Origin of the sequence: Chryseobacterium tructae (genome assembly GCF_030409875.1) — a bacterium.
Lineage (GTDB): Bacteria > Bacteroidota > Bacteroidia > Flavobacteriales > Weeksellaceae > Chryseobacterium > Chryseobacterium tructae.
Genome location: NZ_JAUFQR010000001.1, coordinates 4,189,106 through 4,210,631 on the forward strand (window position 1 = coordinate 4,189,106; position 21,526 = coordinate 4,210,631).

24 protein-coding genes and 1 pseudogene are annotated in these 21,526 nt (G+C 32.7%); 4 read left to right on the plus strand and 21 right to left on the minus strand.

From position 1 onward, the window contains the following. Nucleotides 1-229: 229 nt before the first annotated feature. The 21 genes and pseudogenes from QWZ06_RS20710 to tssO form a co-directional block, all read right to left on the minus strand. Nucleotides 230-907, minus strand: a complete 678-nt coding sequence (locus QWZ06_RS20710; protein ID WP_290300908.1) for a hypothetical protein — start codon at nt 905-907, stop codon at nt 230-232. Between the two features lie 176 nt (nt 908-1,083). Next, the gene (locus QWZ06_RS20715; protein ID WP_290300909.1) at nt 1,084-1,356 is read right to left on the minus strand and encodes a hypothetical protein; all 273 of its coding nucleotides are present in this window, start codon (nt 1,354-1,356) and stop codon (nt 1,084-1,086) included. Between the two features lie 2 nt (nt 1,357-1,358). Beyond that, nucleotides 1,359-1,661 carry a hypothetical protein gene (locus QWZ06_RS20720; RefSeq protein WP_290300910.1) on the minus strand — a complete coding sequence of 101 codons (303 nt, stop codon included), beginning with the start codon at nt 1,659-1,661 and terminating at the stop codon, nt 1,359-1,361. Between the two features lie 264 nt (nt 1,662-1,925). Further along, complete coding sequence (locus tag QWZ06_RS20725; protein ID WP_290300911.1) at nt 1,926-2,606, minus strand: hypothetical protein; 681 nt, start codon at nt 2,604-2,606, stop codon at nt 1,926-1,928. Between the two features lie 32 nt (nt 2,607-2,638). Continuing rightward, nucleotides 2,639-3,001, minus strand: a complete 363-nt coding sequence (locus QWZ06_RS20730; RefSeq protein WP_290300912.1) for a hypothetical protein — start codon at nt 2,999-3,001, stop codon at nt 2,639-2,641. 224 nt (nt 3,002-3,225) lie between these two features. Further along, nucleotides 3,226-4,425 (minus strand): hypothetical protein, encoded by a 1,200-nt coding sequence (locus QWZ06_RS20735; protein WP_290300913.1) that lies wholly within the window; start codon nt 4,423-4,425, stop codon nt 3,226-3,228. 168 nt (nt 4,426-4,593) lie between these two features. Continuing rightward, a complete protein-coding gene (locus QWZ06_RS20740) occupies nt 4,594-5,256 on the minus strand; it encodes a hypothetical protein (RefSeq protein ID WP_290300914.1) in 663 nt (220 codons plus the stop codon). Nucleotides 5,257-5,586: 330 nt separating this feature from the next. Next, complete coding sequence (locus QWZ06_RS20745) at nt 5,587-6,339, minus strand: toxin-antitoxin system YwqK family antitoxin (protein WP_290300915.1); 753 nt, start codon at nt 6,337-6,339, stop codon at nt 5,587-5,589. 38 nt (nt 6,340-6,377) lie between these two features. Further along, nucleotides 6,378-6,560 (minus strand): hypothetical protein, encoded by a 183-nt coding sequence (locus QWZ06_RS20750; protein ID WP_290300916.1) that lies wholly within the window; start codon nt 6,558-6,560, stop codon nt 6,378-6,380. After that, nucleotides 6,557-6,898 (minus strand): hypothetical protein, encoded by a 342-nt coding sequence (locus tag QWZ06_RS20755; RefSeq protein WP_290300917.1) that lies wholly within the window; start codon nt 6,896-6,898, stop codon nt 6,557-6,559. Before QWZ06_RS20755 ends, QWZ06_RS20750 begins: the two co-directional genes overlap by 4 nt. Continuing rightward, on the minus strand, nt 6,895-7,122 hold the full coding sequence (locus tag QWZ06_RS20760) for a hypothetical protein (RefSeq protein WP_290300918.1): 228 nt from the start codon (nt 7,120-7,122) through the stop codon (nt 6,895-6,897). The genes QWZ06_RS20755 and QWZ06_RS20760 overlap by 4 nt, the downstream gene beginning before the upstream one ends. Continuing rightward, entirely contained in the window at nt 7,100-7,279 is a 180-nt protein-coding gene (locus QWZ06_RS20765; RefSeq protein ID WP_290300919.1) for a hypothetical protein, read from the minus strand. The genes QWZ06_RS20760 and QWZ06_RS20765 overlap by 23 nt, the downstream gene beginning before the upstream one ends. Before the next feature lie 18 nt (nt 7,280-7,297). Then, the gene (locus tag QWZ06_RS20770; RefSeq protein WP_290300920.1) at nt 7,298-7,720 is read right to left on the minus strand and encodes a hypothetical protein; all 423 of its coding nucleotides are present in this window, start codon (nt 7,718-7,720) and stop codon (nt 7,298-7,300) included. Nucleotides 7,721-7,729: 9 nt separating this feature from the next. Beyond that, nucleotides 7,730-9,058 carry a hypothetical protein gene (locus QWZ06_RS20775; protein WP_290300921.1) on the minus strand — a complete coding sequence of 443 codons (1,329 nt, stop codon included), beginning with the start codon at nt 9,056-9,058 and terminating at the stop codon, nt 7,730-7,732. 11 nt (nt 9,059-9,069) lie between these two features. After that, entirely contained in the window at nt 9,070-10,998 is a 1,929-nt protein-coding gene (locus QWZ06_RS20780; RefSeq protein WP_290300922.1) for a type VI secretion system Vgr family protein, read from the minus strand. A 175-nt stretch (nt 10,999-11,173) separates the two neighbouring features. Beyond that, nucleotides 11,174-11,581 (minus strand): type VI secretion system tube protein TssD, encoded by a 408-nt coding sequence (gene tssD / locus QWZ06_RS20785; protein ID WP_290300923.1) that lies wholly within the window; start codon nt 11,579-11,581, stop codon nt 11,174-11,176. 393 nt (nt 11,582-11,974) lie between these two features. Continuing rightward, a complete protein-coding gene (locus QWZ06_RS20790; RefSeq protein WP_290300924.1) occupies nt 11,975-12,406 on the minus strand; it encodes a type VI secretion system protein TssR domain-containing protein in 432 nt (143 codons plus the stop codon). Between the two features lie 16 nt (nt 12,407-12,422). Further along, nucleotides 12,423-14,377, minus strand: a pseudogene (gene tssR, locus QWZ06_RS20800) (type VI secretion system protein TssR domain-containing protein). A 47-nt stretch (nt 14,378-14,424) separates the two neighbouring features. Further along, complete coding sequence (locus QWZ06_RS20805) at nt 14,425-15,336, minus strand: PKD domain-containing protein (protein ID WP_290300927.1); 912 nt, start codon at nt 15,334-15,336, stop codon at nt 14,425-14,427. 51 nt (nt 15,337-15,387) lie between these two features. Then, nucleotides 15,388-15,912: a type VI secretion system transmembrane protein TssO gene (locus QWZ06_RS20810; RefSeq protein WP_160139314.1), complete on the minus strand. Its 525-nt coding sequence runs from the start codon at nt 15,910-15,912 to the stop codon at nt 15,388-15,390. An 11-nt stretch (nt 15,913-15,923) separates the two neighbouring features. Then, nucleotides 15,924-16,433 carry a type VI secretion system TssO gene (tssO, locus tag QWZ06_RS20815; protein ID WP_290300928.1) on the minus strand — a complete coding sequence of 170 codons (510 nt, stop codon included), beginning with the start codon at nt 16,431-16,433 and terminating at the stop codon, nt 15,924-15,926. Between the two features lie 204 nt (nt 16,434-16,637). Between tssO and QWZ06_RS20820 the strand changes: the two genes are divergently transcribed. From QWZ06_RS20820 to QWZ06_RS20835, 4 genes are all read left to right on the plus strand, one after another. Then, the gene (locus QWZ06_RS20820) at nt 16,638-17,309 is read left to right on the plus strand and encodes a response regulator transcription factor (protein ID WP_290300929.1); all 672 of its coding nucleotides are present in this window, start codon (nt 16,638-16,640) and stop codon (nt 17,307-17,309) included. Nucleotides 17,310-17,568: 259 nt separating this feature from the next. After that, the gene (locus QWZ06_RS20825; RefSeq protein WP_002984212.1) at nt 17,569-17,859 is read left to right on the plus strand and encodes an HU family DNA-binding protein; all 291 of its coding nucleotides are present in this window, start codon (nt 17,569-17,571) and stop codon (nt 17,857-17,859) included. A gap of 366 nt (nt 17,860-18,225) precedes the next feature. Continuing rightward, nucleotides 18,226-19,788, plus strand: coding sequence for an Rne/Rng family ribonuclease (locus QWZ06_RS20830; RefSeq protein WP_290300930.1), 1,563 nt, complete (start codon nt 18,226-18,228; stop codon nt 19,786-19,788). A gap of 306 nt (nt 19,789-20,094) precedes the next feature. Then, nucleotides 20,095-21,525, plus strand: a complete 1,431-nt coding sequence (locus QWZ06_RS20835; protein ID WP_290300931.1) for a T9SS type A sorting domain-containing protein — start codon at nt 20,095-20,097, stop codon at nt 21,523-21,525. Nucleotide 21,526 lies beyond the last annotated feature (1 nt).

Genomic DNA, 21,526 nt, shown 5'->3' on the forward strand with positions numbered 1-21,526 from the left:
GTTTTGTTCTTTCAGATTGATTTGATGTTCTTTGCTTTTGAACGTGTATATTTTCATCGATGATGATTCATGAATCAAAAGCAGTTCTTTTATTTTGCTAAAATTAAATATTTTATTCTAAATGTGATAAAGATAGTTAATTCTTCAATTAGAGAAGTAATGACGGCTTTTTTTATCTTTTTTATCCTGATCAGCCTGATCATAAAATCTCAATTTTCTGACACTGGAGCTATATTTTCAGAAAATACATCAGGATCAGACTTAGCCACTGCAATCCGATATAGATATAAAAAAGCATGGCTGAAGGTACTGCTAATTCATGCAATTTTTCAATCAGAGTAGTTTTGATAATATCGTAGAAGTCTACGTTTTCATCCCCTAAATTCAGTTCATCAAATTTAATTTTGTTCAAAGCATATCCCAGAATACGTTTAAGTATTTTGTTTTCTGAACTATTTTTAAATTCATTCAATAATCTGACTTTTGCCAATGCATAGTCTGTGCTGTTACGAACTACCATCGGCTGATTATTTTTAATTTTATTAATAATCTTATCGATAAAGGGTTCCAAAATCGTTTTAGAATGATCCTGTACAAGTCTGCTGATAATTCTTGACATTCCATATTTTGTAGAGAAAATACCAATGCAAAAAGGCGCTGCTATCATTAACAAATAGAAAAGACCCGCAGACAATGGTTTTGCCATCACCGTTACTGTTAGAAATGCAATCGCCCCACTATGACCTAATGAAGAGCCCAGACTTTCTGCCAATATATAGATTCCTAGACAGAAAGTAATGACTGTTGACAGAATTCCTATGGCATAAATTTTAAATACACTGAAGATAAAAACAGCGGATAGTTTTGAGAAATATTTGAGATGATCTGTAATGTTGATTTTATTCATTAATATTTAATTTGATGACATGGTATTGTTTGTAAAAGTATTTCTTTATGAAGGATGCAATATAATCAATATTTTCATTGTAAAGGAATCCGTAATAATCCCATTTTTTAAATCAGGATTTGAGCTTATAGAAATATATTCTTGTTTGGATTCATCAAAAACAAATTCCAAATTTACTATATCATCAGTCTGCATTTCCAATACGTTATCAGAACTCTCTGTATTAAGCCAGCCAAAGCCAAACTCACCATTATAAGTAGATAAAGGTTAAAATTCAATAAACGGAGGCTGTCCATTAGAAGCGTACAAACTCCATCTTGTAACCCATTCTGGCTAAATTGATCACCTATCGAAGCATTCTCTATATTTTCCTTTGCATAAACTTTACAGCTTCCCCCGGTAGTTTCAATATAGTCTCCATCAATATAAGATTCTTTGCATACGCTCATAATTAATGATTTTTAGATTTCTCTCCTGAATTGTTTTGCATTTCTTTTTCTGAATGTTGTTCATGAGAACCAATTCTTTGAGTTGTTATTTTTCCATTACTTACTCTCAGCCTATCTTTTTCCGTATGAGATTCTTTATTTCCTGTAATAAATTCTACCATTTTCCCAACCACATTTGTCATAAAATTAGTTCCTACAGAAATATTCTTCATCATTCCTACACTCTCAACATGATTCATCGAAACACTATCAGATTTATTCATTCCCACCGTTGTATTCATATTTTCACCGACATTGATGTTCATATTCTTACAGTTGAACGTCATGGTCTCCGGTGCTGTAATGGTGATATTGCTTCCTGTAGTATCCAGGTGAATCTCATTTCCACTTTTATAAGTGATGATAATGCTTTCGTCTTCGGTGAAGACAACTCAGTGTCCGCTTCGTGTTTGGATAGATTTTACAACGACATATCTGGAAATATTATCAATTTTTTATTACTTTTGGGCTAGACAATAGTATAAAAAAAATCAGAAATTGGAATTCTGATTTTTTAAACCGTGTAAGTTTTATTTTAATTCTTCCACTTTTCCGGTTTCTCCATCCATAACATAGACAACAGGTAGAAAAGCAGGGGGCTCTCCCATTCCATCAAAAGGTGGAGAATTGGGTTTTCCTTTTATGATAGTGATAATATATTTCTTTTTTTTCTCATCGAAATTAATTTCAAAAGTAGAATTACCGTCTTCATCAAATCTTCCGCTCCCACTGGAAAGATTAATTACTTTTTTTGTTTCTAAAAATTTCAATACATCTTGAAGCTTTATTTTACCAAATTTCTTGTTTTCATCTATTATTTCTACGTTTCCGTTTTCTTCAAAATATTCTGAAGTATTTACTTTGGTTTTTTCACCGATATATGTTTCTTTTCGTTTTAAATACCCATCAGCATAAAATTCTTTGTAATCTGTAAGAAATGAAGGCTTAGCAAAAATTTTCTTTTCAGTAAAGCCTCCTTCTCCTTTACTACCATTTATAGTAATTAAATCTCCATTTTCTTTTTTTTCTGTATACTCATATGTAAAAGCATCAGAACTAATGGGCACTTTTTTCGCTTTTTTATCTAAAGAATTTAAGTCTAGTTTTTCTCTCATTTCAGTTTTATCAATTTTTCCCTTTTCTTTATCTTGACCATTACAACTTAATACAAGCAAAATGGAAAGTAGCAATAATCTTTTTTTAGTTTTCATTACTTAATAATAATTTTGTTATTGAGGACTTTCTATTGCCAAATATAAGTACAAAACCTTTCTATATTGGCTAAATGACTATAATCCATTAGATTGTTTGTTTTTGTTGCCTGATAAGTATAATCTCTAACTAGATTTGTTTCATCAACACTCGCAAATGTGTGCGGCAACTTCATTGCATGCATTGCTTCATGGGCAATAGTAAGGCTGAATTCGTGATGACAACTTGCTTTTTGTTTAAGGGTAAAGTGTTTGTAGTACTTAATAATTTTTCCTTCCACAACCAGTGATAGTTTGACCAACCGATTGATCCCTGCATGGTGATTTTCAGAGATACCGTCTGCATTTTGAGACGGACGGAAAGATGAACCTTTTGTCTTTGCTTCAGTTTTCATATGCTTTGTGTTTAGTTTATTGAAGATAGTAATATTATATAAAACAACCATCATATCAATAAAATACAAAACAGCTGATTAGTATAAAATTTTCACCTTAGGCAAAAAAAGACCGTCTTTAAAGGGGGCAGTCTTTTTTTGTATGAATGTTGATAAATATAATCCGTAATTCTGAAGTCCTTTCACATTACTTAGTAATCATAGCTCCTATCTTTTTAAACACTTTAATAATAAAACTCTTGTGTTTTCACAAGCTCTTTCTTATTATAGACCTCTTGTTTTATGATTCTTCCAATATTATCTAATCTGTATTTAATTGTTTCAGAATCTAGAAGCTCTTTATTTTTTTCTGATTTGCCTTTTGCTAAAGTGATAGAAAAACTATATTTATTAATATCAACATTTATTTCATTTGATTGATAAGAATATTTTTTTTCGATCCCTGATAACGGAATTTCTGATTGATCCTTAAACTTTTGCCAGCCTAGTTTCTTTTGTTCTTCAATAGTTATTGGGATCCACTTTTTATTGGTAAAAACTGAAGAATTTATAATATGATATTCATATTTTCTCTCTTCTGTAATCTGATTATCATTGTAAGTGTATACTGTTTTGGTAAAATGATTTATCCACTTCTTTGTATCATTTTTATCTAAAACACCATAATATTCAATAATGCTAATGAGTTTATCACCTGTTGGATTATATTCAAAATCAATAACGTGATCTTCGTTTTCTGTATATTTTCTTACAATTTGCCCCTTATTATATTGATAAAGGAGAGTATATTTTCCATCTTTTATTACTTTACCATTAGAAGCCACTTCCTTTTCTTTTATACTTTCCTTTATTATATTATCATTCTTATCATAAGAAAATTCTCTTTCTAACTTGGTATCTTTATTATCTTTCTTTTGAGAAATAAGCCTCCCATTTTCATCGTAAGTATTCTCCAGTAGCATTTTATCTATCATTTTATCTTCAACAATTTTCAATAGTTGCCCATATTTATTGTATTTATATAGGTACTTATCTTTGCTATCCGGAAGATTTTTCTCGATACTTTTAATTAGTCCAAGTTCATTAAATTCTATAGTTGTAAAGAAATCTCCGCCTGCAGTTCCACTTCTTCCAATAGGATATTTATAAAAGGTAGAATATTTTTCTGGTAGAAAATACATAGAATGGCTTATATCCAACAAATGATCGGTATTGAAAAGAGCCACATTTTGTATATCAAAAAGGTGCGATTTCAAATTTACCTTTGCATACATTTCATGTTGTTTTCCTGATGCAAAAAACACAATCTGATCTCCGTTTTTTTCAAAGGCAGTCTGATGGTTTGGAAACTGTTCTTTAATTGTAAACTGATTAGCTATAGTATTTGTTTCTTTATTATATTTCTTTGACTGGCAAGAAATCATAATCAAACAACTATTGGAAGTCAGTATAAATAAAATTAAAACTATAAAGAAATTTTTACTCACCCTGTTCTATTTAAATAAGTTCTGATATTGTTTTTCCAAATTTTCTTGAGAAATCATTTGTTTATAAAACCCAAGCTTATCGTTTTATTAGTATTAATGTTCCCATTACAACTCTTGAAAAATACTATTATACTTATCAAAATAGTGTTCGCTTTTTACAATCTTACCAGAACTATCATCTACAAGAATTACAACTCGCTCACATTTTTTATCATCAGGATTATCATAATGAGCTTTATTCAAACCTATCTGCCAATATTTTTTACCATTATTTTCTTTTCTCCATATTTTAATATATTCTTTCTTCCACTGTTGATCAGCATTAATTACTGCGTCTGCTGATACATCAATTTTGTAATTATATTTTTCAATATACTTTTTTGATATTTCAGTAATCTTTTCGAATGAAGTCTGCCAACCTTCATCAAAATTTATTGTTTTAGTTAATTTTCCATTTTCGTCAAACTCATACATTAACCCATAATCTCCTGGTGAAGTTTTATTATATATCCTTTTGGATTTTATATTTCCATTTGAATAGTATTCCTTTTGGATATTGAACCAGCCTTTTGGAAGAATAATTTTTTGTTTTATCCCCCAATAATTACCCGAAACAAATTGTTCCGTACCATCACCTTTAATAGTTTTATAAGATTCATAACTAAAGTGTTCCGGCTTATCATATTTTTGATCTGATTTCTTCAAAATACTAAGGTCAAACTTTTCGTTAGAAGAGTCTATAAGCTTGACATATTTATTTTTATTCAAATTTTCTTTTTGTGCATCACATTGAAAGAATATAAAGCATGAGAAGAAACAATATATTAATTGGGTGCGTATCCTCATTGTTAATGACTTAGTAAAATATTTATTTTTAAATAAATAGTCTTGGTACTTTTATAGCTTTTTCAATTCCCTGTTTAGGAGGAAATTTAAGTGGTTTATATGTTTTTGTTGTGAACAAGAGTTTGTGAAAAAGTATAAATAAGATTATAAAGTATCTCATTTCATATATTTTCATTGACAGTTCTCATTTGTACAAATAATCCATTATATTTTTGAGAGAGAGTTGTCAAGATCTCCAAAAATCAAATCAATCTAATAACAAGGTTCATTTTTATTAAAAATACAATAAGGAAAACGGATATCTACAGCATCCTTCAAAGTATAAGTTTTAATACTGTCTATTCTTCCTTCTTTATTGTAATATTTCCATTCTCCAACTTTGAAATTGTTTTCTACTTCTCCTTCTTCTTTTAAAACTTCTTTACTAAAACTTTGATTTTTCCCATTCCATTCACCATAATAATAATTTTTTATAATACCGTTTCCTTTGTGAAGATAAATATGCTGTTCAATAAAATTATAATTCAAATTCCCATCCTTATCATAAGTCACAGAATACATACTTGGATTTGGATTATTATTTACATCTATAGTATATCCTGTTGGTCTACCATTAATAATATATACAGAATAATTAACATTCTCACTTTGGCGATAAAAAATCAAAAGGCTATCCACTTTCTTTCCATTATAAAACAAAATATCTTTTTTTATTGAATATTGTTCTTTAACTCTTTTTAAATTTTTGGATTTTTTAAAATCATAATAAGCTACTTTATTGTCTACATATTTTTCATTGTACCAATTATCTATTTTTTTTATTTTTATTTCTGATCCACAAGCAAGTCTATATTTTATATCTGAAACAGGCTTAACTTTGGGTATTTGAGGTATTTTTTGTGCCTGGCAAGCCACAATAAAAAAAATACTTATTAATAACGTTATACTTTTCATTATATAAGAATTAGTGATAATATGACTTAAAAGATTCGTAATCTTTCCCATATAATCCCTGAGGTTTGTGAGTTCCTAAAAACAAAATATTAATAGGAATTTATTCCCATTTCATAAGCATAATAAATAATACCTAAAGCCACACCAGCTGCTATTGCCGCTCCCCGACTGTGTCCAACAACAGTTACCGGTTTATATTGTGGTGAATAAGTAAGCGCTCCGGGATTCTTCTCTTTTATTTTTTCTTTTTCTTCTTTTTCTTTAATATTCAATTTTTTCCTAGAATAGAATCTCTGACTTTGTTTTTCAGTATAAATATTTTTTCTCCTTTGAATAATTCTTTTTGCTGTTCACCATTTTGAATTTGGATCGAAGATATACTATCCTGATAATCGGGTTTCTTTTGGAAAATTAAATTGGAAGAAATATTATTATTTTTAAGTAACTTAAAATATCCTCTATGATCTGTTACCGTCTTAGTATCATTTACTAAATCCAAAACCTGCATTCCGGATATTGGTTTTTTATCAATAGCGTCATGTACGTACCCTTCATAGTAATACTGCTGCTTACATCCAATTAAAAATAAAACAAATAACAATAATTTCATAATATCTCAACTTTTGTTAACCATAATAAAATTAAAACATCTTTTTCCACCGCTATGCGTCTGAGAAAATAATTAGGTTGTTTATGTTCATCTCCTAATATATTATCTCTATAATATGGCATCAAATCAATTTCACCGCTTAAAGGAAACTCTGGTGCATCATCTTTTGTATGTTGATCAAAAGAGTATAATTCTGAACTTTCAAGAATAATCAACCCCTCCATAGGATTTTAATATTTCATGTCCAAGTTCAGGAATCGCTACGTAACCACGATTTTGGGTAATCTGATCTGTTCCTCCTGCATCAGGGGTCATCACTCTTACAAAATGCTTGGTATCATTCATCTGCCAGTCGAATCTTATCTGCACGTCCTGATCCACATGAAATAAACCTCTTTGTTATATATTATCAGCCAATTTGATTTTTTTAATAAAAAACCACAATAAAATCACACTGATTATTGTATATAAATATGATGATGAAATAACCCCCATTAGCTCCCCTTCAAATGAAAAAGAGCTCCATGCTGAAACTCTGTCAACAAAAATATTATAGTTATTGATAAGAACAGATATTAAAAAAGTAATTATGACTACAATAGAAATAAGCTGTTTTCTTTTTACGACCTTTTTAACAAAAAAAAAGAGTATCATTATTATTATTGAAGAAAAAAAAGAAAAAATTAAAACATCTCTTAAGTAAGAACAATCAACACATGATGCAGATACATCACTTGAATATTCTTTCATTGAAAAAAATGTGGTTAGAAAAAGTAATGTATAAACAATAGCAAAAAGCATTATATTTTTAATATATCTCATTATTTTTATTTATTTTTTCGTTTCTTTTTTATCTTTTTCAAAAACAAACATTCCACCCTGTAATAATCCCGAAGGAGATTCTCCTGATTTTGGAAGTAAAAATGCACCATCGGGATTCCAAAGCGCTTCATCCCATCCTTTTCTAAACCAATCTTTAGGATTTAACGGATTACTTACATTTTCATCTTCTATAGTCATATATTTAGATTTGTAGTCTTTATTTCCTCCATCCAACCAAGTAGGAGTATAATTACTTCTTCGCAAATAGGCATACACCTTTGCATTTAAATGATCAGCTAATTTTTGAGCTAGACTTTCATTAGGTTTTACCAAATTTATTGATTGGGTATCATATTTATAAGAAGGATTTAAAGTTACAGTTCTCCCATCACTATTCCCCGTTCTACACGCATATGAATAAACCTCCGGCCTTTCCGTAAATACTTCTTTTTTCAGCTGAGATACATGTTGAATTTTAAAACGTTGAGACTCTTCATTAGCACCATCCAAACCAAAATCTAAAACACTTGGCAGACCATGTGAGAATATTTTTATCGTAGAAATTTTAGTTCTACTTCGTGCAACTGTTGCATCTCCATTATTTATATATGTAATTAGCTCAGATACAGAATTAATCTTCTTAAAATATAAATCAGTATTCCATTTTTTTGCATCTCTTTTAATAATACTTAATTGCATTTCAGTAAATTCATCTTTGAAAATAATTATATTGACATGCTTGTGATTCTTATAGTTTTCTCGAATCTCCCTTACAGCCTGTGCAGGAAACATTAATTTGTTTCCATAAGTTTGAGAATGCTGCTCAGTTCCCACAATTAATAATACTTCTCCCTGAATTATTTCAGCCTTAGTAAAAGTAACAGGATTTTGAAAATATGCATATATCTTGAGCCTTAGATTTGTAGCACTTGTAAAAACCTGATGTACAATTTCATCTTTTTCCCTATTAGACACATCTGATAATAAATTCTTTTTACCAGTTTCATCATACTCTGATGCCCATTTTAACATTTTTAATTCTCGTTTTTCTGGCTCTCTGTTAAATTTAGCTTTGTAAGTATACCATTTTCCTTTTTCAATTGTATCTACTAATTTATTTTTCTCATCAAATGGACCCTCAATTTTTATAACCTTTAAAGCTTCTTTCCTCAGTTGATTCACATTATTATTTATACCATCACCACTATTTTGTATACACTTTCCACCTGCTGAATTCTTCGTATATCTGCTCTCTTCCAATATACCCCCACTTGCTATTCCTTTTATATTTCTAGCACAAACACTTATTTGTCCTGTTTTTTTTGCTTCGTTGGCCATATCTAAAGTCTTTATGCATTATGTCCTTTTTCACCTGACAAATTGTGAATTGTCTGCTCACTATTCTGTACATAATCCTTTGAAGCCGCTACTTCAATTCCTTCTGCAGCATTTTTATGAATATCTTTCGCTTCATAAGAATAATTCTCGCTCGCAATCTTAAGTATATTAGTCGCATTTAAACTATAATCTAATGTCGCATTCTGCCAGATATTTGCTCCTGCAGTATCCATAATATTCATCCCTACAGAATTACTTTTATTCATTCCCACCGTTGTTGTCATATTTTCACCGACATTAATATTCATATTTTTTCCCGCTGTAAATGTGATATCATTGGGAGCGGTCACTGAAATATTTCCGTTTCCATCCATAAAATAGGTATTTCCACTTGGGTCAATGATTGTTACACTTTTTTCATCATCATTCATCAGAACTTTGATTTCACTTTTGGTTTGGATAGATCTCATATGGTTGTTTACTCCACCACCAAGACCTATTCCACCATGGAACATGCCGCCCATTACAAAGGGACGATCAGGATGACTGTGGACAAAATTAACCATTACCTGATCTCCTACTTCAGGAATCGCTACATAGCCACGATTTTGAGTAATCTGATCTGTTCCACCGGCATCAGGGGTCATCACTCTTACAAAATGAGTGGTATCATTCATCTGCCAGTCGAATCTTACCTGTACTCTTCCCTGACCTTCAGGGTCTGCATTGGCAATTACTGTGGCGATCTGAGGTTGCGCAGTAGGAACTGTAAATTCAGGTTTGGGTAAAAATCCGGTATCGGCTGCTATGGATTCAAAGCTTCCGGTATAGTGACCGATTGTATCAATTTCATGAACGGCTTCCGTTACCATCACTTTGGTAAAATAAGAGGTCTCGTTGCTATCTGGCTTTCTCATGTGGATATCCACCACACATCCAGGATGAAGAAAAGGTACTGTTGTTGAACCGGAAACTGAAAATACATTTACCCCTTCGCTTCCTGCTGTACTCTTTTGTGAATTTTCTACATCCAAATGAGTAGACGCTTTAATAGGCGCTACCTGAAGAGCAGGTGTCTTATATATTTTATCGTTATGACTATAGGCGGTCTTGGCAAGATCTCCTAAATGGCTTACCGGAGTTTCACCGGAGGTCAGTTTTTCATTTTTACTGCTGTTATAACCGTAATATTGAGGTTTTGTATGAACAGCCTTTAATTCTACCCTGATATCATCGGCATTGCTGCCATAAATTAGTTTTATAGGCTTATTCTGAGGCGGAAGTTTTCCAAAGTGAAGAACTTCACCGTCATAGTAAAATTGTTCGCCATAGGCTTCTGCCATTCTTGCCAGATAATTATAATGCGTCTCGTTGTATTGGCTGCTGTAGATGATCTGGGAAAAATCGTTGGTATCTACTCGGATATCAAAACGACTTTTATCAATTCCTTGTTTAATGACTTCTTCTGCAATAATTCCCATATTCACAGATTGCCCGCCTCCAAAACTCTGGATATGCGGAGCTCCATCCAATAGAATCGTAGGACTGTATCCGGAAAGAACTATATTTCCAAGACTCATTTTTTCCTGACTGAATCCTACTTTAGTGATCAATCCAATGAAGTTTCTTTCAGGGCTGTTATCAATATCTTTGTAAGAAATAATAGCGGTAAGACGTTTTCCCAAAAACTTATTAGCCTCCTCCAGGGTATGGCTCTGTCGGTCTCCCAATGCATCGTGAGCCAGGGTAAGACTGAATTCGTGATGATGACTTGCTTTTTGTTTAAGAGTGAAGTGTTTGTAGTACTTAATAATTTTCCCCTCCACAACCAGTGATAGTTTTACCAAGCGGTTGATCCCTGCATGATGGTTTTCAGAGATCCCGTCAGCGTTCTGGGACGGACGGAAAGAAGATCCTTTAGTTTTTGTTTCGGTTTTCATGTGCTTTGTGTTTGATTTAGTATTAAAGATAACAACATTTTACGAAATAACCATCATATCAATAAGATATGATCCGATAAATCAATATAAAAATTTCATCTTAGGCGAAAAAAGACCGTCTTTAAAAGGGACAGTCTTTTTTTGTATGAATGTTGATAAATGTGTGTAAGAATTTTTAGCTTGTTGGCCAAAGTCCAGCATATTCGGAACTACCGTAGCTGATTGTTTCAGCGCTTATTACAAAGCTAATGTACATACTGTTACTGTCTACAGCATCAAATTCCACCTGATGCTGGATCACGTAACCGTTTTGCCAGTTCAAAGTGATTAATGTACCTTCTTCGTGAGATTTGTTGAAAACGATTTCTCCTACTGTTGGCTTATATTTTCCGTTTAATAAACTTTCTAAAATATCTGATTTTTCAGTAGCTTCTACTGTAACTTTGATAAGTGCATTAGAAGGGTCTGAAGCTACACGTCCTGATACATCAGTAGATCTTGATACGCTGTAGTTCATTTTTAACAATTTCTGACCTTCTCCGTTGTTGAATTTTAAGATTCCTCTTGAATTTCTTTCTGCCATGACTTGTAAATTTTAATCGTTAGTAATATCTTGTGATTCAGTGATTGTGTAGCAAATATAGAGGGTCTTTTTCTCTAAAAAAAACTTTTTACAAGAAATCTGAAAAATTGTAGTAGTTCTACGACTTTTTGTAGTAATTCTACGACAATAGATTTATAAACACATTCATAAATGCCACTAATAAAGCATTTTAAGTTTTATCTCTATTTAAGGAAAAAGAATACTTTTACACTCAAACGAGAAATAAACAGTATGATAAGTTCAAAAAAATGACATTTTCATCTCAAAATACAACCTTGGAAATCATATGCAAATGATCTGTTTTTATCACAGAACCATCAACAAAAAAAGCAGAAGTATGATACTTCTGCTTTTATATGATGTTACTAACAATTAATGTTTTGTGTATTCCGGAGCCTCTGTTGGGATCATTGTAGGAGTAAAATACTCGTTTAGCCAATAGAAAGTCTGTCCGTTTTGCTGGATCTTCACTGCTGGGTTATTTCTGTGGTTCAGCATTCTTTCTGTCAGATCTTTATAACGATGGAAATAATTTTTCACTGTTTCATTACGAACTATTTTAGATTTTCTCCATCCTTTAAGCTTGTATTTCGCCATGATCTCTTCTTCAGTAAGATCAAATCCTGTACTCATTCCAACAGCGTAAGACATTGGTAATTCATAAAGATCACCTTTATCCAGGAATTTAATGGTTGGATTGTATTTCTTCAACAATCTTACATATTCCTTGATCGCTCTTGATTGGTTAAAATCCGGTTTATCAGGAGCAGTATTTCTATACACTTCAGAATAGAAAGCTTTCAAATTGTCAAATTCTGATTCAGAAATAAGAATCCCTTTCTACACTTGGAGTAATCTCTTTCAATTCTTTTGGCAGATATCCTTTTACAAGGAACGGGTTTCCATAATTGATCAGCTGTGCTGCGATTCCTGCGGAAACAGGGTTGGTAAGTCCTGGATACAGATATTTATATTTTAAATCTACATCTGTTTTTCCTGCTCCTACAGAAGAATGGAAATAATCATTAAGTGATTTATCTACACTCTGATTATCTAAAGTAACCTGAGCAATAAGGCTATCTACAGATTTTTTCAGGAATCCAGGAGTCGCTACATCTCCTTTTTTAGGGAAAATTACAAACCCCTGAGACATACTCTGCTTAGGATAAGCTAAAGAGAAGAATCCTTCATCGCCTTCTACCAGACTGAAATTGTTCTTGGTAAGAACGTCTGATTGGTTGATAATTTTTTGTTTTTTAAGCTCTGCAATATTTTTAGCAGTATTAGTAACCACGTTTTCGGCCATCAATACAAAATCATTGTAGGTATCAGATGATCTTGCACTGGTCTGGAACATAATCAATCTGGCTTGCGCCTGAGTAAGTGAGCCGATCACACTGTACATATTTCCACTTTGATTTGCAGAGGTTCCTACAGTTACCACGATATTAGTTTCATCAGGAACATTAGAAAGGAGGTTTCCGGCTGCAGAAGGGCCTCTCCTACCGGCTGATAACCACTATTGCTGGTGCAATTCATTTCGTTGGTCTTCTGATCGATAAATGTTGTGATCTTACTGTAGTCAGAACTTAAATTAGAAACTGCGGTGTTTGTACCACAAGTGTTATTTTTATATAAAACTACCCCATATTTTACATTATTGAAATACGATGGTTTTTCAAATCTAAGCTGAAGATCCTGTAACAATGATTTTACAATGGGAGCATAAGGGGCATTCCCCGCGCTTATATCCAATGCAAAAACAATATTGATGTTTTTATCTCTATCTGTAATCTCTCTGTAGCGATCAAAGTAAATAGGCTCTCCTAAAACATTAAAGACATAGTTTTTACTATAATCAAGAATATTGGTAAAGTATTTTGTTTTAGAATCCGGAGTTGGAGCTTCGTTTAGAGCAAGAGTTACCGGGAAGATATTTTCTAAAGGTTTTCTTTTGTTTACGTCGGTAAGAAGAATTGCTGTTTTATTTTCAGCATCTGACCCTGATGCTCCGGGATATCCTTCGCGTACTCCCAGTTCAGTATCAGTAATTCCTGTGTTATTTTTAAGCTTAATAGCGGAACGCTCACCCCACGTAGAAACTACATTGGAACTTACCCATCCATAAAGGCCTTTACCGATGCTATCGATATCTATAGATGGTTTTTTACCTACCAGGAATCTCTTGTTATTTTCAGCTTGTTTGTAAACATATACGACTTGTCCGTTAGGAATCTTAACATTAGCTGTTTCAATAAGACTCGGCGAGTTGAACACCATGATCGAGTCATTTTTGTAGTATCTTTCAGCACTTCTGATAACTTCGCTGTTATTAGGTACTACCGCTACTCTTACAGGATATCCTGTTCTTTCGCTCTTAAGAGAATGATTCCATAAAAGTAGGTCAGATTCAGGAATCCAGCCATAGGTTTTAATAGATTTTGAAGAGACCTTTTTCATTAAAGCATCTGGAACATATTCCGCGACCTTTACCATTCCGTCTCTATGTTTCAGAACCATTAAAGGCTCCAGAAATTTTACTTCTTTGTATGATTTCTCATCGTCTTTATCCAGGTAGGCCGTATTTCTTGATCTGTCTGAAATAACGATCCATGGAACGGACTTTTTAGGATAGCCATTGACAACTGTTGAATTATCAACTTGTCCATATTGAGAAGGCTCAGGTGTTTTTTTCGACGGAAGCTTTACCTGGCAACTCGTCAACAATACTGATAATCCTATATAATATGCTGCTAGAGGAAATTTATTTTTCATCCTATTTTATCTTTTTATGATTGGCACATCCGGAGAACCGGATGGTATTATTTGCTTTGGTTTATATCTACTTTTGTTACACAGTTTTGTGTATCATCCAAATTCACCTTTACAGTCTGGATCACAGTATTCTTGTCAAACTGAAGACCTGCACAGTACATGTAGAAGTTATTTACTTTACTGTCATTCACTTTTACCACTGTATTTTCATTGTTACACAGATACGTTTTCAACAGGTAATTGTAGTGCATATTGAAACTATTTCCATTGGCAATTTGCTGTAAATGATATTTGAAATCGTTATCAACTTTCGCGTAAGAATCTTCTACAGATACTTCCTCTTGTTCCAATGAGTTATAAGCAGGAAGAATTTTGATACGGTGGTAGATAGGCTCCTGGCTTTCTTCCGTATATAGGGTTACTAAATAATCTCCCGGTTTTTTATAAGCATAGATCGCCAGCTTATCTTTAGAATCCGTATTTCCTGTTTCTCCAAACTTCCAAGCGAATTGTGAAGCGTTGGAAACAGCACGGAACTGTACGTTCTCATTCTGCATGGCCTGCGTTTGAGCTTCTATAGTTGTTTTAGCCTTTGCACTGTCTTTAGGCTGTTTGATACTTCTTGCAGATACCATTACAGGAAATGACTTGGTATATTTGCTGTCAACGATCAAACTTACCTGGTAATATCCAGGTTTATTATAGAAGTGGATCCCACTATTTTTATCAGAAGTTGTTCCGTCTCCAAAATTCCATCTTTTGGTTTTGGCAAACTGGGTTTTATCTTCAAATAAAAGTGTATCTCCTACCGACAATGTAGATGGATAGACTACTCCAACAATATCATCAGCAGAATGGATCACTTTTTTCTGCAGCCATAGTGCAACAAGAGCTGCGATGAGCAATGTTGCAATAACACCGATAATAATGTTCTTTTTGTTTTTTTGAAAATAATTCATAGTTAATAATTGTGATGTGTTTTATGTAAAGTTCCTAAATTTATTGCTAGTTTACTGAGTACGAGCATTCATTTCATTTTTGCGCAGATAAATCTTTTCTTGTTTATCTTTAAATCCTATTCTACATTCCTCTACTTGCTTCTCAAACCGCTTGATATCTTCTGAAGTAGTGGAAATCACCTTTTTATCTTCATAGTACATCTTATAAAATTTAGCAATCTGCGGATAAGCATCTTTTCTGGTATCAACAATATCGTGGCCTTTAAAATAGCCATTCAAGTCATTTACTCCTACAAAGATATTATTTTCTACAAAAGGCTGTGGGGTCTCGTCAGTAAGTTTAGTAATCATGGTATAGGTACTGTCCATGATTGGAATAATGATTTTTTGGTGTTGTTCAAACTCTGCTTTCTGCTCAAGATTTTGAATTCCTCTTACATCTTCATCAGAAAACGGGGATTCAAATCCTTTTAAGAAGAGAACTCCAAGAAATATCATAGCTGTTACAAGCATCAGTATTAAATAAAAAAACTGATAATGCCTTTCCTTCTTAGATAGTGTAATTTGTCCTTGCATATCTTTATCTTTTATCTTTTTCTACCTCCAGTAAAATTTCGTGTAGGGTCTTTTCTAAGCTCATTATTGGCTCTGTTTACTTTTCCCATACATTCATCCAGATCTCTGAGAACTGTTTTCTTTTTGAATTCTACGCCTATGATTTTGGTCTTTAAATTAATCATCGGGCCTATTTGTTTCATTAATGTAGCATAGTGTTTAAAGCTTCCGGTACTGTCTTTTCCCATAATACTTTTAACGTTTCTTACGTTGTCCATAATGTTTGTCCTAAGAAAAACATCATTTTGCACCTTGTTCATATCAAGCTGGGTCATTCTTTCGTAAATATCATCTACATTAATCTTCAATAGATCACTTCGGCGCATTAATTCCTTGTAAGCTTCCGCTTCGCTACTTATCCCTTCACGCTGTATATCATAGCTCTTAAAGAAGAGATAGAGACAACTAAAGGATACCATAGACAAAACAGCAAATGAAAGGATAAACTTCCAAATGCCCATTCTGACGTCAGATTTGTTCAATTTTTTTTCCCTGTTCGAAGACATATATTTGCGATTTGTTTGGCCTGTGAAAGTATAAAAAAAATTTTTTATGCACAATACGTATTTTCCCTGTGGCAGTTTCGTAAAATCCCGGTTTAAATTAATATTAATTTAAACTTTAATAAGTTTTTCATAAATTAGGCCTCTGAATTTTAAATATCATTCGCCAAATCGATATTAAGAATGAGTAAAATATTATCTAATACCGTGCGTTTCTCCATTGCTGACAGTGATTTTTATTTTAAAAAAATAATGATCAAAACCTTGATGGAAAACCCTTTCTATATGCTTTTGAACGATTGTAACAATGGCCACGAACTCGTGAACAGAATCTACAGAAGACAAGAAGATGTATTCATCATTGAGCTATTTATGCCGGTATTAAGCGGAATTGAAGCTATTAAATACATAAGGAAAAACAATGCAGAAACGCCTATTATCACCTATTCCGGGACTTACCAGGAAGATATGGCTGAAATTCTGTCGAGAATTCCTAATATCTATTACTGTCAGAAAAACAGTACCATTATTAAGGATATTATTAAAGGAAGTATAGCTTCTGATGAGTTTGATTATGAAGCGTATTCGAAAGAATGGGAGCAACAGCCACTTGCCGTACAGGAATATATGGACAGGCAAAAGAAAGGCCAGGAAGAGCTTTCGCCGGCTGAAATACAACTGATGAGATTCTGCTATGAAGGTTTCAGTAATAAGGAAATTGCAGAAAAGCTAAACCTGAGTACAAGAACGATTGATACTTATATCAACCGCCTAACGGAAAAACTAGGACTGAAAACAAAGCTTCACCTGATCCGTTTTTGTGTGGAAAATGGATACTACAATTCCAGTTTATAGCAATTATCAGATACGAAATGAGTGATATAAAGCTCTATTAAGTTTATCGTTACTTACTTCATTTTTTTATTATTCTCGATGTTTTTTTATCATTGTATTGCAATATTATTTTATTATTAAATTATCTTCAAGTAGCATTAACATAGCATATACATTAATATCTCAACTCATTGAACAAAAATATTTTGCCACTAATTTGCTAGTATTCAATTTTTTTAACTAAATTTGCACACCTAAAATTTAAAATTAAAATAAGGAAATGACAAAGGCAGAATTGGTAAACACCATCTCAAATAAGTTGGGAACAGAAAAGAATGAAACACAGAAAGTTGTAGAAGCTTTTATGCAGGAGATCAGAACTTCTATGTATAATGGGGATAACGTTTATCTGAGAGGTTTTGGATCTTTTATCATTAAAACAAGAGCTGCTAAAACAGGAAGAAATATTTCTAAGAACACTGCGATTGAGATTCCTGCTCATAACATTCCTGCTTTCAAACCTTCAAAATCTTTTGTTGAGAAAGTAAAAACGAAAGTTGCAGTAAAATAAGAACATTAACTGAATATTAACTAGTTACTAAAAAATTAAAATTATGCCAAGCGGAAAGAAAAGAAAAAGACACAAGGTTGCGACTCACAAAAGAAAGAAAAGAAGAAGAGCGAACAGACATAAGAAAAAATAATCTCTTCTTCTCGAGATTTACAATATAATAATATAGTTGGTGGTTTTAAGTTTTTAAGGTTCACCGACTATATTTTTGTTTGCAACTATAAGATTCCGCGGAAAACGGATGGTTTCAAATATTATTTTAACAAAAATATAAAGGCTTTCATTCTAAATCCTTATATTTAATAGACAAATTAATCGAGAACATTACCAATTTCCTAAATCTTAACAATTTTATCTTATAACAAAATGAAGAAAGAACTAATAGTTTCGCATGAAGATGATCTTACAAAGATTGCACTGCTGGAAGACGGAAGACTATGTGAACTTCATGAGCAAGAGGACAAAAGCGATTTTATAGTTGGAGATCTGTTTATAGGAAGAGTAAAAAAACTGGCCCCCAATCTGAATGCAGCATTCGTAAATATAGGATATGACAAGGATGCATTCCTGCATTATCAGGATCTGGGACCACAATATCTTACTTACAGAAAATTTTTAAAAGATACGATCTCTAAGAAACAAAACACTTCAAGCTTAAAAAATTTCGAGATACAACCCGAAATAGATAAAAATGGAACGGTAGATAAAGTCATTGCAAAAGATGACATTGTTCTTTTACAGATCACCAAGGAGCCTATTTCTACGAAAGGGCCTAGAATATCTACCCAAATTTCATTAACAGGACGTTTTTTGGTTTTAATTCCATTCGACAATAAGGTTTCCATTTCCAAAAAAATTAAAAGTTTTGAGGAAAAGGAAAGATTGAGAACTCTGATCGACAGTATCAAACCTGAAGGTTTTGGAGTTATTATCAGAACTGTAGCCGAAGGAAAAAAGGTAGCCGACCTTCATAACGATATGAATCAGCTGATTCAGAAATGGGAAACCACCTTTAAAAATATCCAACGAAACAAAGTTCCGTCTAAAGTTTTAAGCGAAGAAGACAAAGCTTCAGCTATTTTAAGAGACAATTTTAATCAGGATTTCGTGAATATCATCTGCGATGATGAGCAAATGGTAAACGAAATGGAAAATTACATTGAAGTAATAGCGCCTGAAAAGAAAAATATTGTCCAGTTTTATGATTCCCATATTCCACTTCTGGAATATTACAATGTTGAAAAACAGCTTAAACAGAGCTTCGGAAAACACGTAAACATACCAAGCTCCAAAGGTGCTTATCTTGTTATTGAACATACTGAAGCCCTACACGTCGTAGACGTTAACTCCGGAAATAATATTACTACCGGAACCGCTGTCAATAAAGAACACGCTCTTAAAGTAAACAAAATGGCAGCCACTGAGATTGCCAGACAACTTCGCCTCCGCGATATGGGAGGTATCATTGTGATCGACTTCATCGACATGCCCAATTCAGAGCACCGAAGAGAGCTCTTTGAACATCTAAAAGAGGAAATGAAGCGCGACAAAGCTCGCCACAAAATCCTTCCTCCAAGTAAATTCGGTCTGATTCAGATTACCCGACAAAGAAACCGTCCGGAAAAACAGATCGAAACTAAAGAAGAAAACCCGAACAAAGACGGAGAGATTGTTGCTCCTATTGTCATCGTGGAAAGAATGGGTGAAACCCTAAGAAATATCCTGCAGAAAGAAAAAGGAAAAATCTACCTGCATGTACACCCATTTGTAGAAGCCTATTTAACAAAAGGCCTTATTAAAAGCATCCAAATGAAATGGTTCATTAAATATAAAAAATGGGTAACCATTGTTCCAAGGGATTCTTTTAAATATTTAGAATACAAAATTTACAATTCTAAAAAAGAAGAATTGATAGAATTTTCTAATTAAGACAAAATTTAAAACCTTCAGTTTTTACTGAAGGTTTTTTTTATTATATTTGTAAAAACACATCAAAATAAAATACAAATGAAAAAAAACACCCTCAATGGGATTCCTTTTATTTGGGATACCTATACCCAATTTCTCACTTATCTACAAGTAACAATCTCCCTTTAAACCATTCAAAACTACCATAAAGTAATATTTGATTGCAGTTTAAAAAACTTCTGTTTTTCAAGCACACCTAAGGTTTTACCCTTAAAAGACTGCTCTGAAAAACAATAACACCATTGAAAACTTTTAAAATTAAATACGATGATTAAAAATTTATTACTACCATGCATTTTGATGATTCAAAGTGTATCCGCTCAGATTATCTCTTATGACAACAGCTTCGCCTCAAACGGAAAATATACTATTGCAGGCTCCAATACTAGCTATAATACCAAAATCGTTCAAAACCCCGACAAGAGCTTCTATTTTACTTATGCCAAAGATAATTCATCTTCAAACATCGCTGAATGTGTTATTTCAAAACTTAATGCTAATGGAACTGTAGATTCTTCTTTTGGAAATAATGGAGAAACGATAATCAGTAATTATTATACCGCTGTAGACAGTCAGCTTACCCGACAATCAGACGGCAAGCTTTTGGTATTTGGTTTCAATACTGATGGTTCCGTTATTACCAGAATCACCTCCAATGGACAGCTTGATCCCACATTTGGCAGTAATGGCTCTTCAAAGATTTCAAATATTTTCACCGATTTTAATGGCGCTGGCTATGGCTTATACCTTCAGAATAATAAAATTATTATCTATGGATTGTCAACTGATGGAACCTCTAATTTTTATAAAAGTATTTACAGGCTCAACAATGACGGAAGCATAGATAACACTTTCGGATACAATGGTTCTGTAAAGACCATGGGGAACTTTATATTTTTAGACAATCAATCCAATATTGTAAGCTTTATTACCGATTACTCCAACACGAACTCTAATGTAACCTACCCTAATGGAGGAATGGAAAAATATAACAGTAACGGACAACCTTTGACAACTTTTGGAAACAATGGAGCTCTTGTTTTCACGAATAGTCCCGGAGTTACAGGAACAGCCTTCATGGACAGCAATAATTACATTGTATGTGCCAATGTCCTTAACAATGAGATCTTCAGAATGACCCCTAATGGAATCCGCGATAATACTTTTGTATTTGACAATACTGCAGCGCCATTCAATGATGGTAACCTATCCTCTTCTATTACTGAGAAGAATGGAAGCTATTATATCTCATGGATAACAGGAACAAGCGGAGAAACTTTTTTAATTTCCAAACTTACTTCAACAGGAGCTATAGATCCTCTTTTTAATTATTATTCCGAAAATGCGGTGGGTTCTCTATTTATTGGAAACATGATCGTGAATGATGGAAATATTTTTGCTACAAGAGGAAACCAAATTTTAAAATTTCTATTAAATAGTAACGCTACTTTAGCTACTGCAGATTTTTCTAAAGCCAGCAAAACTGCCATTTCATTTGAAAATCCAATTAAGCAAGATTTAATTTACCATACAAAGGAAACTATACAATCTATAGAGATCTACTCTTCAACCGGAAAGCTTGCCAAAACTGTTAAAAATAACCACTCAGACCTATCAGCTCTTCCAAGTGGAGTTTATATGCTAAAGATCCGATTTACCAATGGAAAAGAAACGACTAAAAAACTAATAAAGAAATAAG

Excerpts from the sequence above, each read along its gene's own strand:
- QWZ06_RS20745 (WP_290300915.1), bottom strand. The coding sequence starts at position 6,339 with ATGGGAAAGATTACGAATCTTTTAAGTCATATTATCACTAATTCTTAT.
- QWZ06_RS20720 (WP_290300910.1), bottom strand. The coding sequence starts at position 1,661 with ATGAACATCAATGTCGGTGAAAATATGAATACAACGGTGGGAATGAAT.
- QWZ06_RS20810 (WP_160139314.1), bottom strand. The coding sequence starts at position 15,912 with ATGCAAGGACAAATTACACTATCTAAGAAGGAAAGGCATTATCAGTTT.
- QWZ06_RS20715 (WP_290300909.1), bottom strand. The coding sequence starts at position 1,356 with ATGAGCGTATGCAAAGAATCTTATATTGATGGAGACTATATTGAAACT.
- QWZ06_RS20780 (WP_290300922.1), bottom strand. The coding sequence starts at position 10,998 with ATGAAAACCGAAACAAAAACTAAAGGATCTTCTTTCCGTCCGTCCCAG.
- QWZ06_RS20830 (WP_290300930.1), top strand. The coding sequence starts at position 18,226 with ATGAAGAAAGAACTAATAGTTTCGCATGAAGATGATCTTACAAAGATT.
- QWZ06_RS20760 (WP_290300918.1), bottom strand. The coding sequence starts at position 7,122 with ATGGAGGGGTTGATTATTCTTGAAAGTTCAGAATTATACTCTTTTGAT.
- QWZ06_RS20835 (WP_290300931.1), top strand. The coding sequence starts at position 20,095 with ATGATTAAAAATTTATTACTACCATGCATTTTGATGATTCAAAGTGTA.
- QWZ06_RS20730 (WP_290300912.1), bottom strand. The coding sequence starts at position 3,001 with ATGAAAACTGAAGCAAAGACAAAAGGTTCATCTTTCCGTCCGTCTCAA.
- tssD (WP_290300923.1), bottom strand. The coding sequence starts at position 11,581 with ATGGCAGAAAGAAATTCAAGAGGAATCTTAAAATTCAACAACGGAGAA.
- QWZ06_RS20825 (WP_002984212.1), top strand. The coding sequence starts at position 17,569 with ATGACAAAGGCAGAATTGGTAAACACCATCTCAAATAAGTTGGGAACA.
- QWZ06_RS20710 (WP_290300908.1), bottom strand. The coding sequence starts at position 907 with ATGAATAAAATCAACATTACAGATCATCTCAAATATTTCTCAAAACTA.
- QWZ06_RS20735 (WP_290300913.1), bottom strand. The coding sequence starts at position 4,425 with ATGATTTCTTGCCAGTCAAAGAAATATAATAAAGAAACAAATACTATA.
- QWZ06_RS20725 (WP_290300911.1), bottom strand. The coding sequence starts at position 2,606 with ATGAAAACTAAAAAAAGATTATTGCTACTTTCCATTTTGCTTGTATTA.
- QWZ06_RS20775 (WP_290300921.1), bottom strand. The coding sequence starts at position 9,058 with ATGGCCAACGAAGCAAAAAAAACAGGACAAATAAGTGTTTGTGCTAGA.
- QWZ06_RS20770 (WP_290300920.1), bottom strand. The coding sequence starts at position 7,720 with ATGAGATATATTAAAAATATAATGCTTTTTGCTATTGTTTATACATTA.
- QWZ06_RS20805 (WP_290300927.1), bottom strand. The coding sequence starts at position 15,336 with ATGAATTATTTTCAAAAAAACAAAAAGAACATTATTATCGGTGTTATT.
- QWZ06_RS20820 (WP_290300929.1), top strand. The coding sequence starts at position 16,638 with ATGAGTAAAATATTATCTAATACCGTGCGTTTCTCCATTGCTGACAGT.
- QWZ06_RS20755 (WP_290300917.1), bottom strand. The coding sequence starts at position 6,898 with ATGAAATTATTGTTATTTGTTTTATTTTTAATTGGATGTAAGCAGCAG.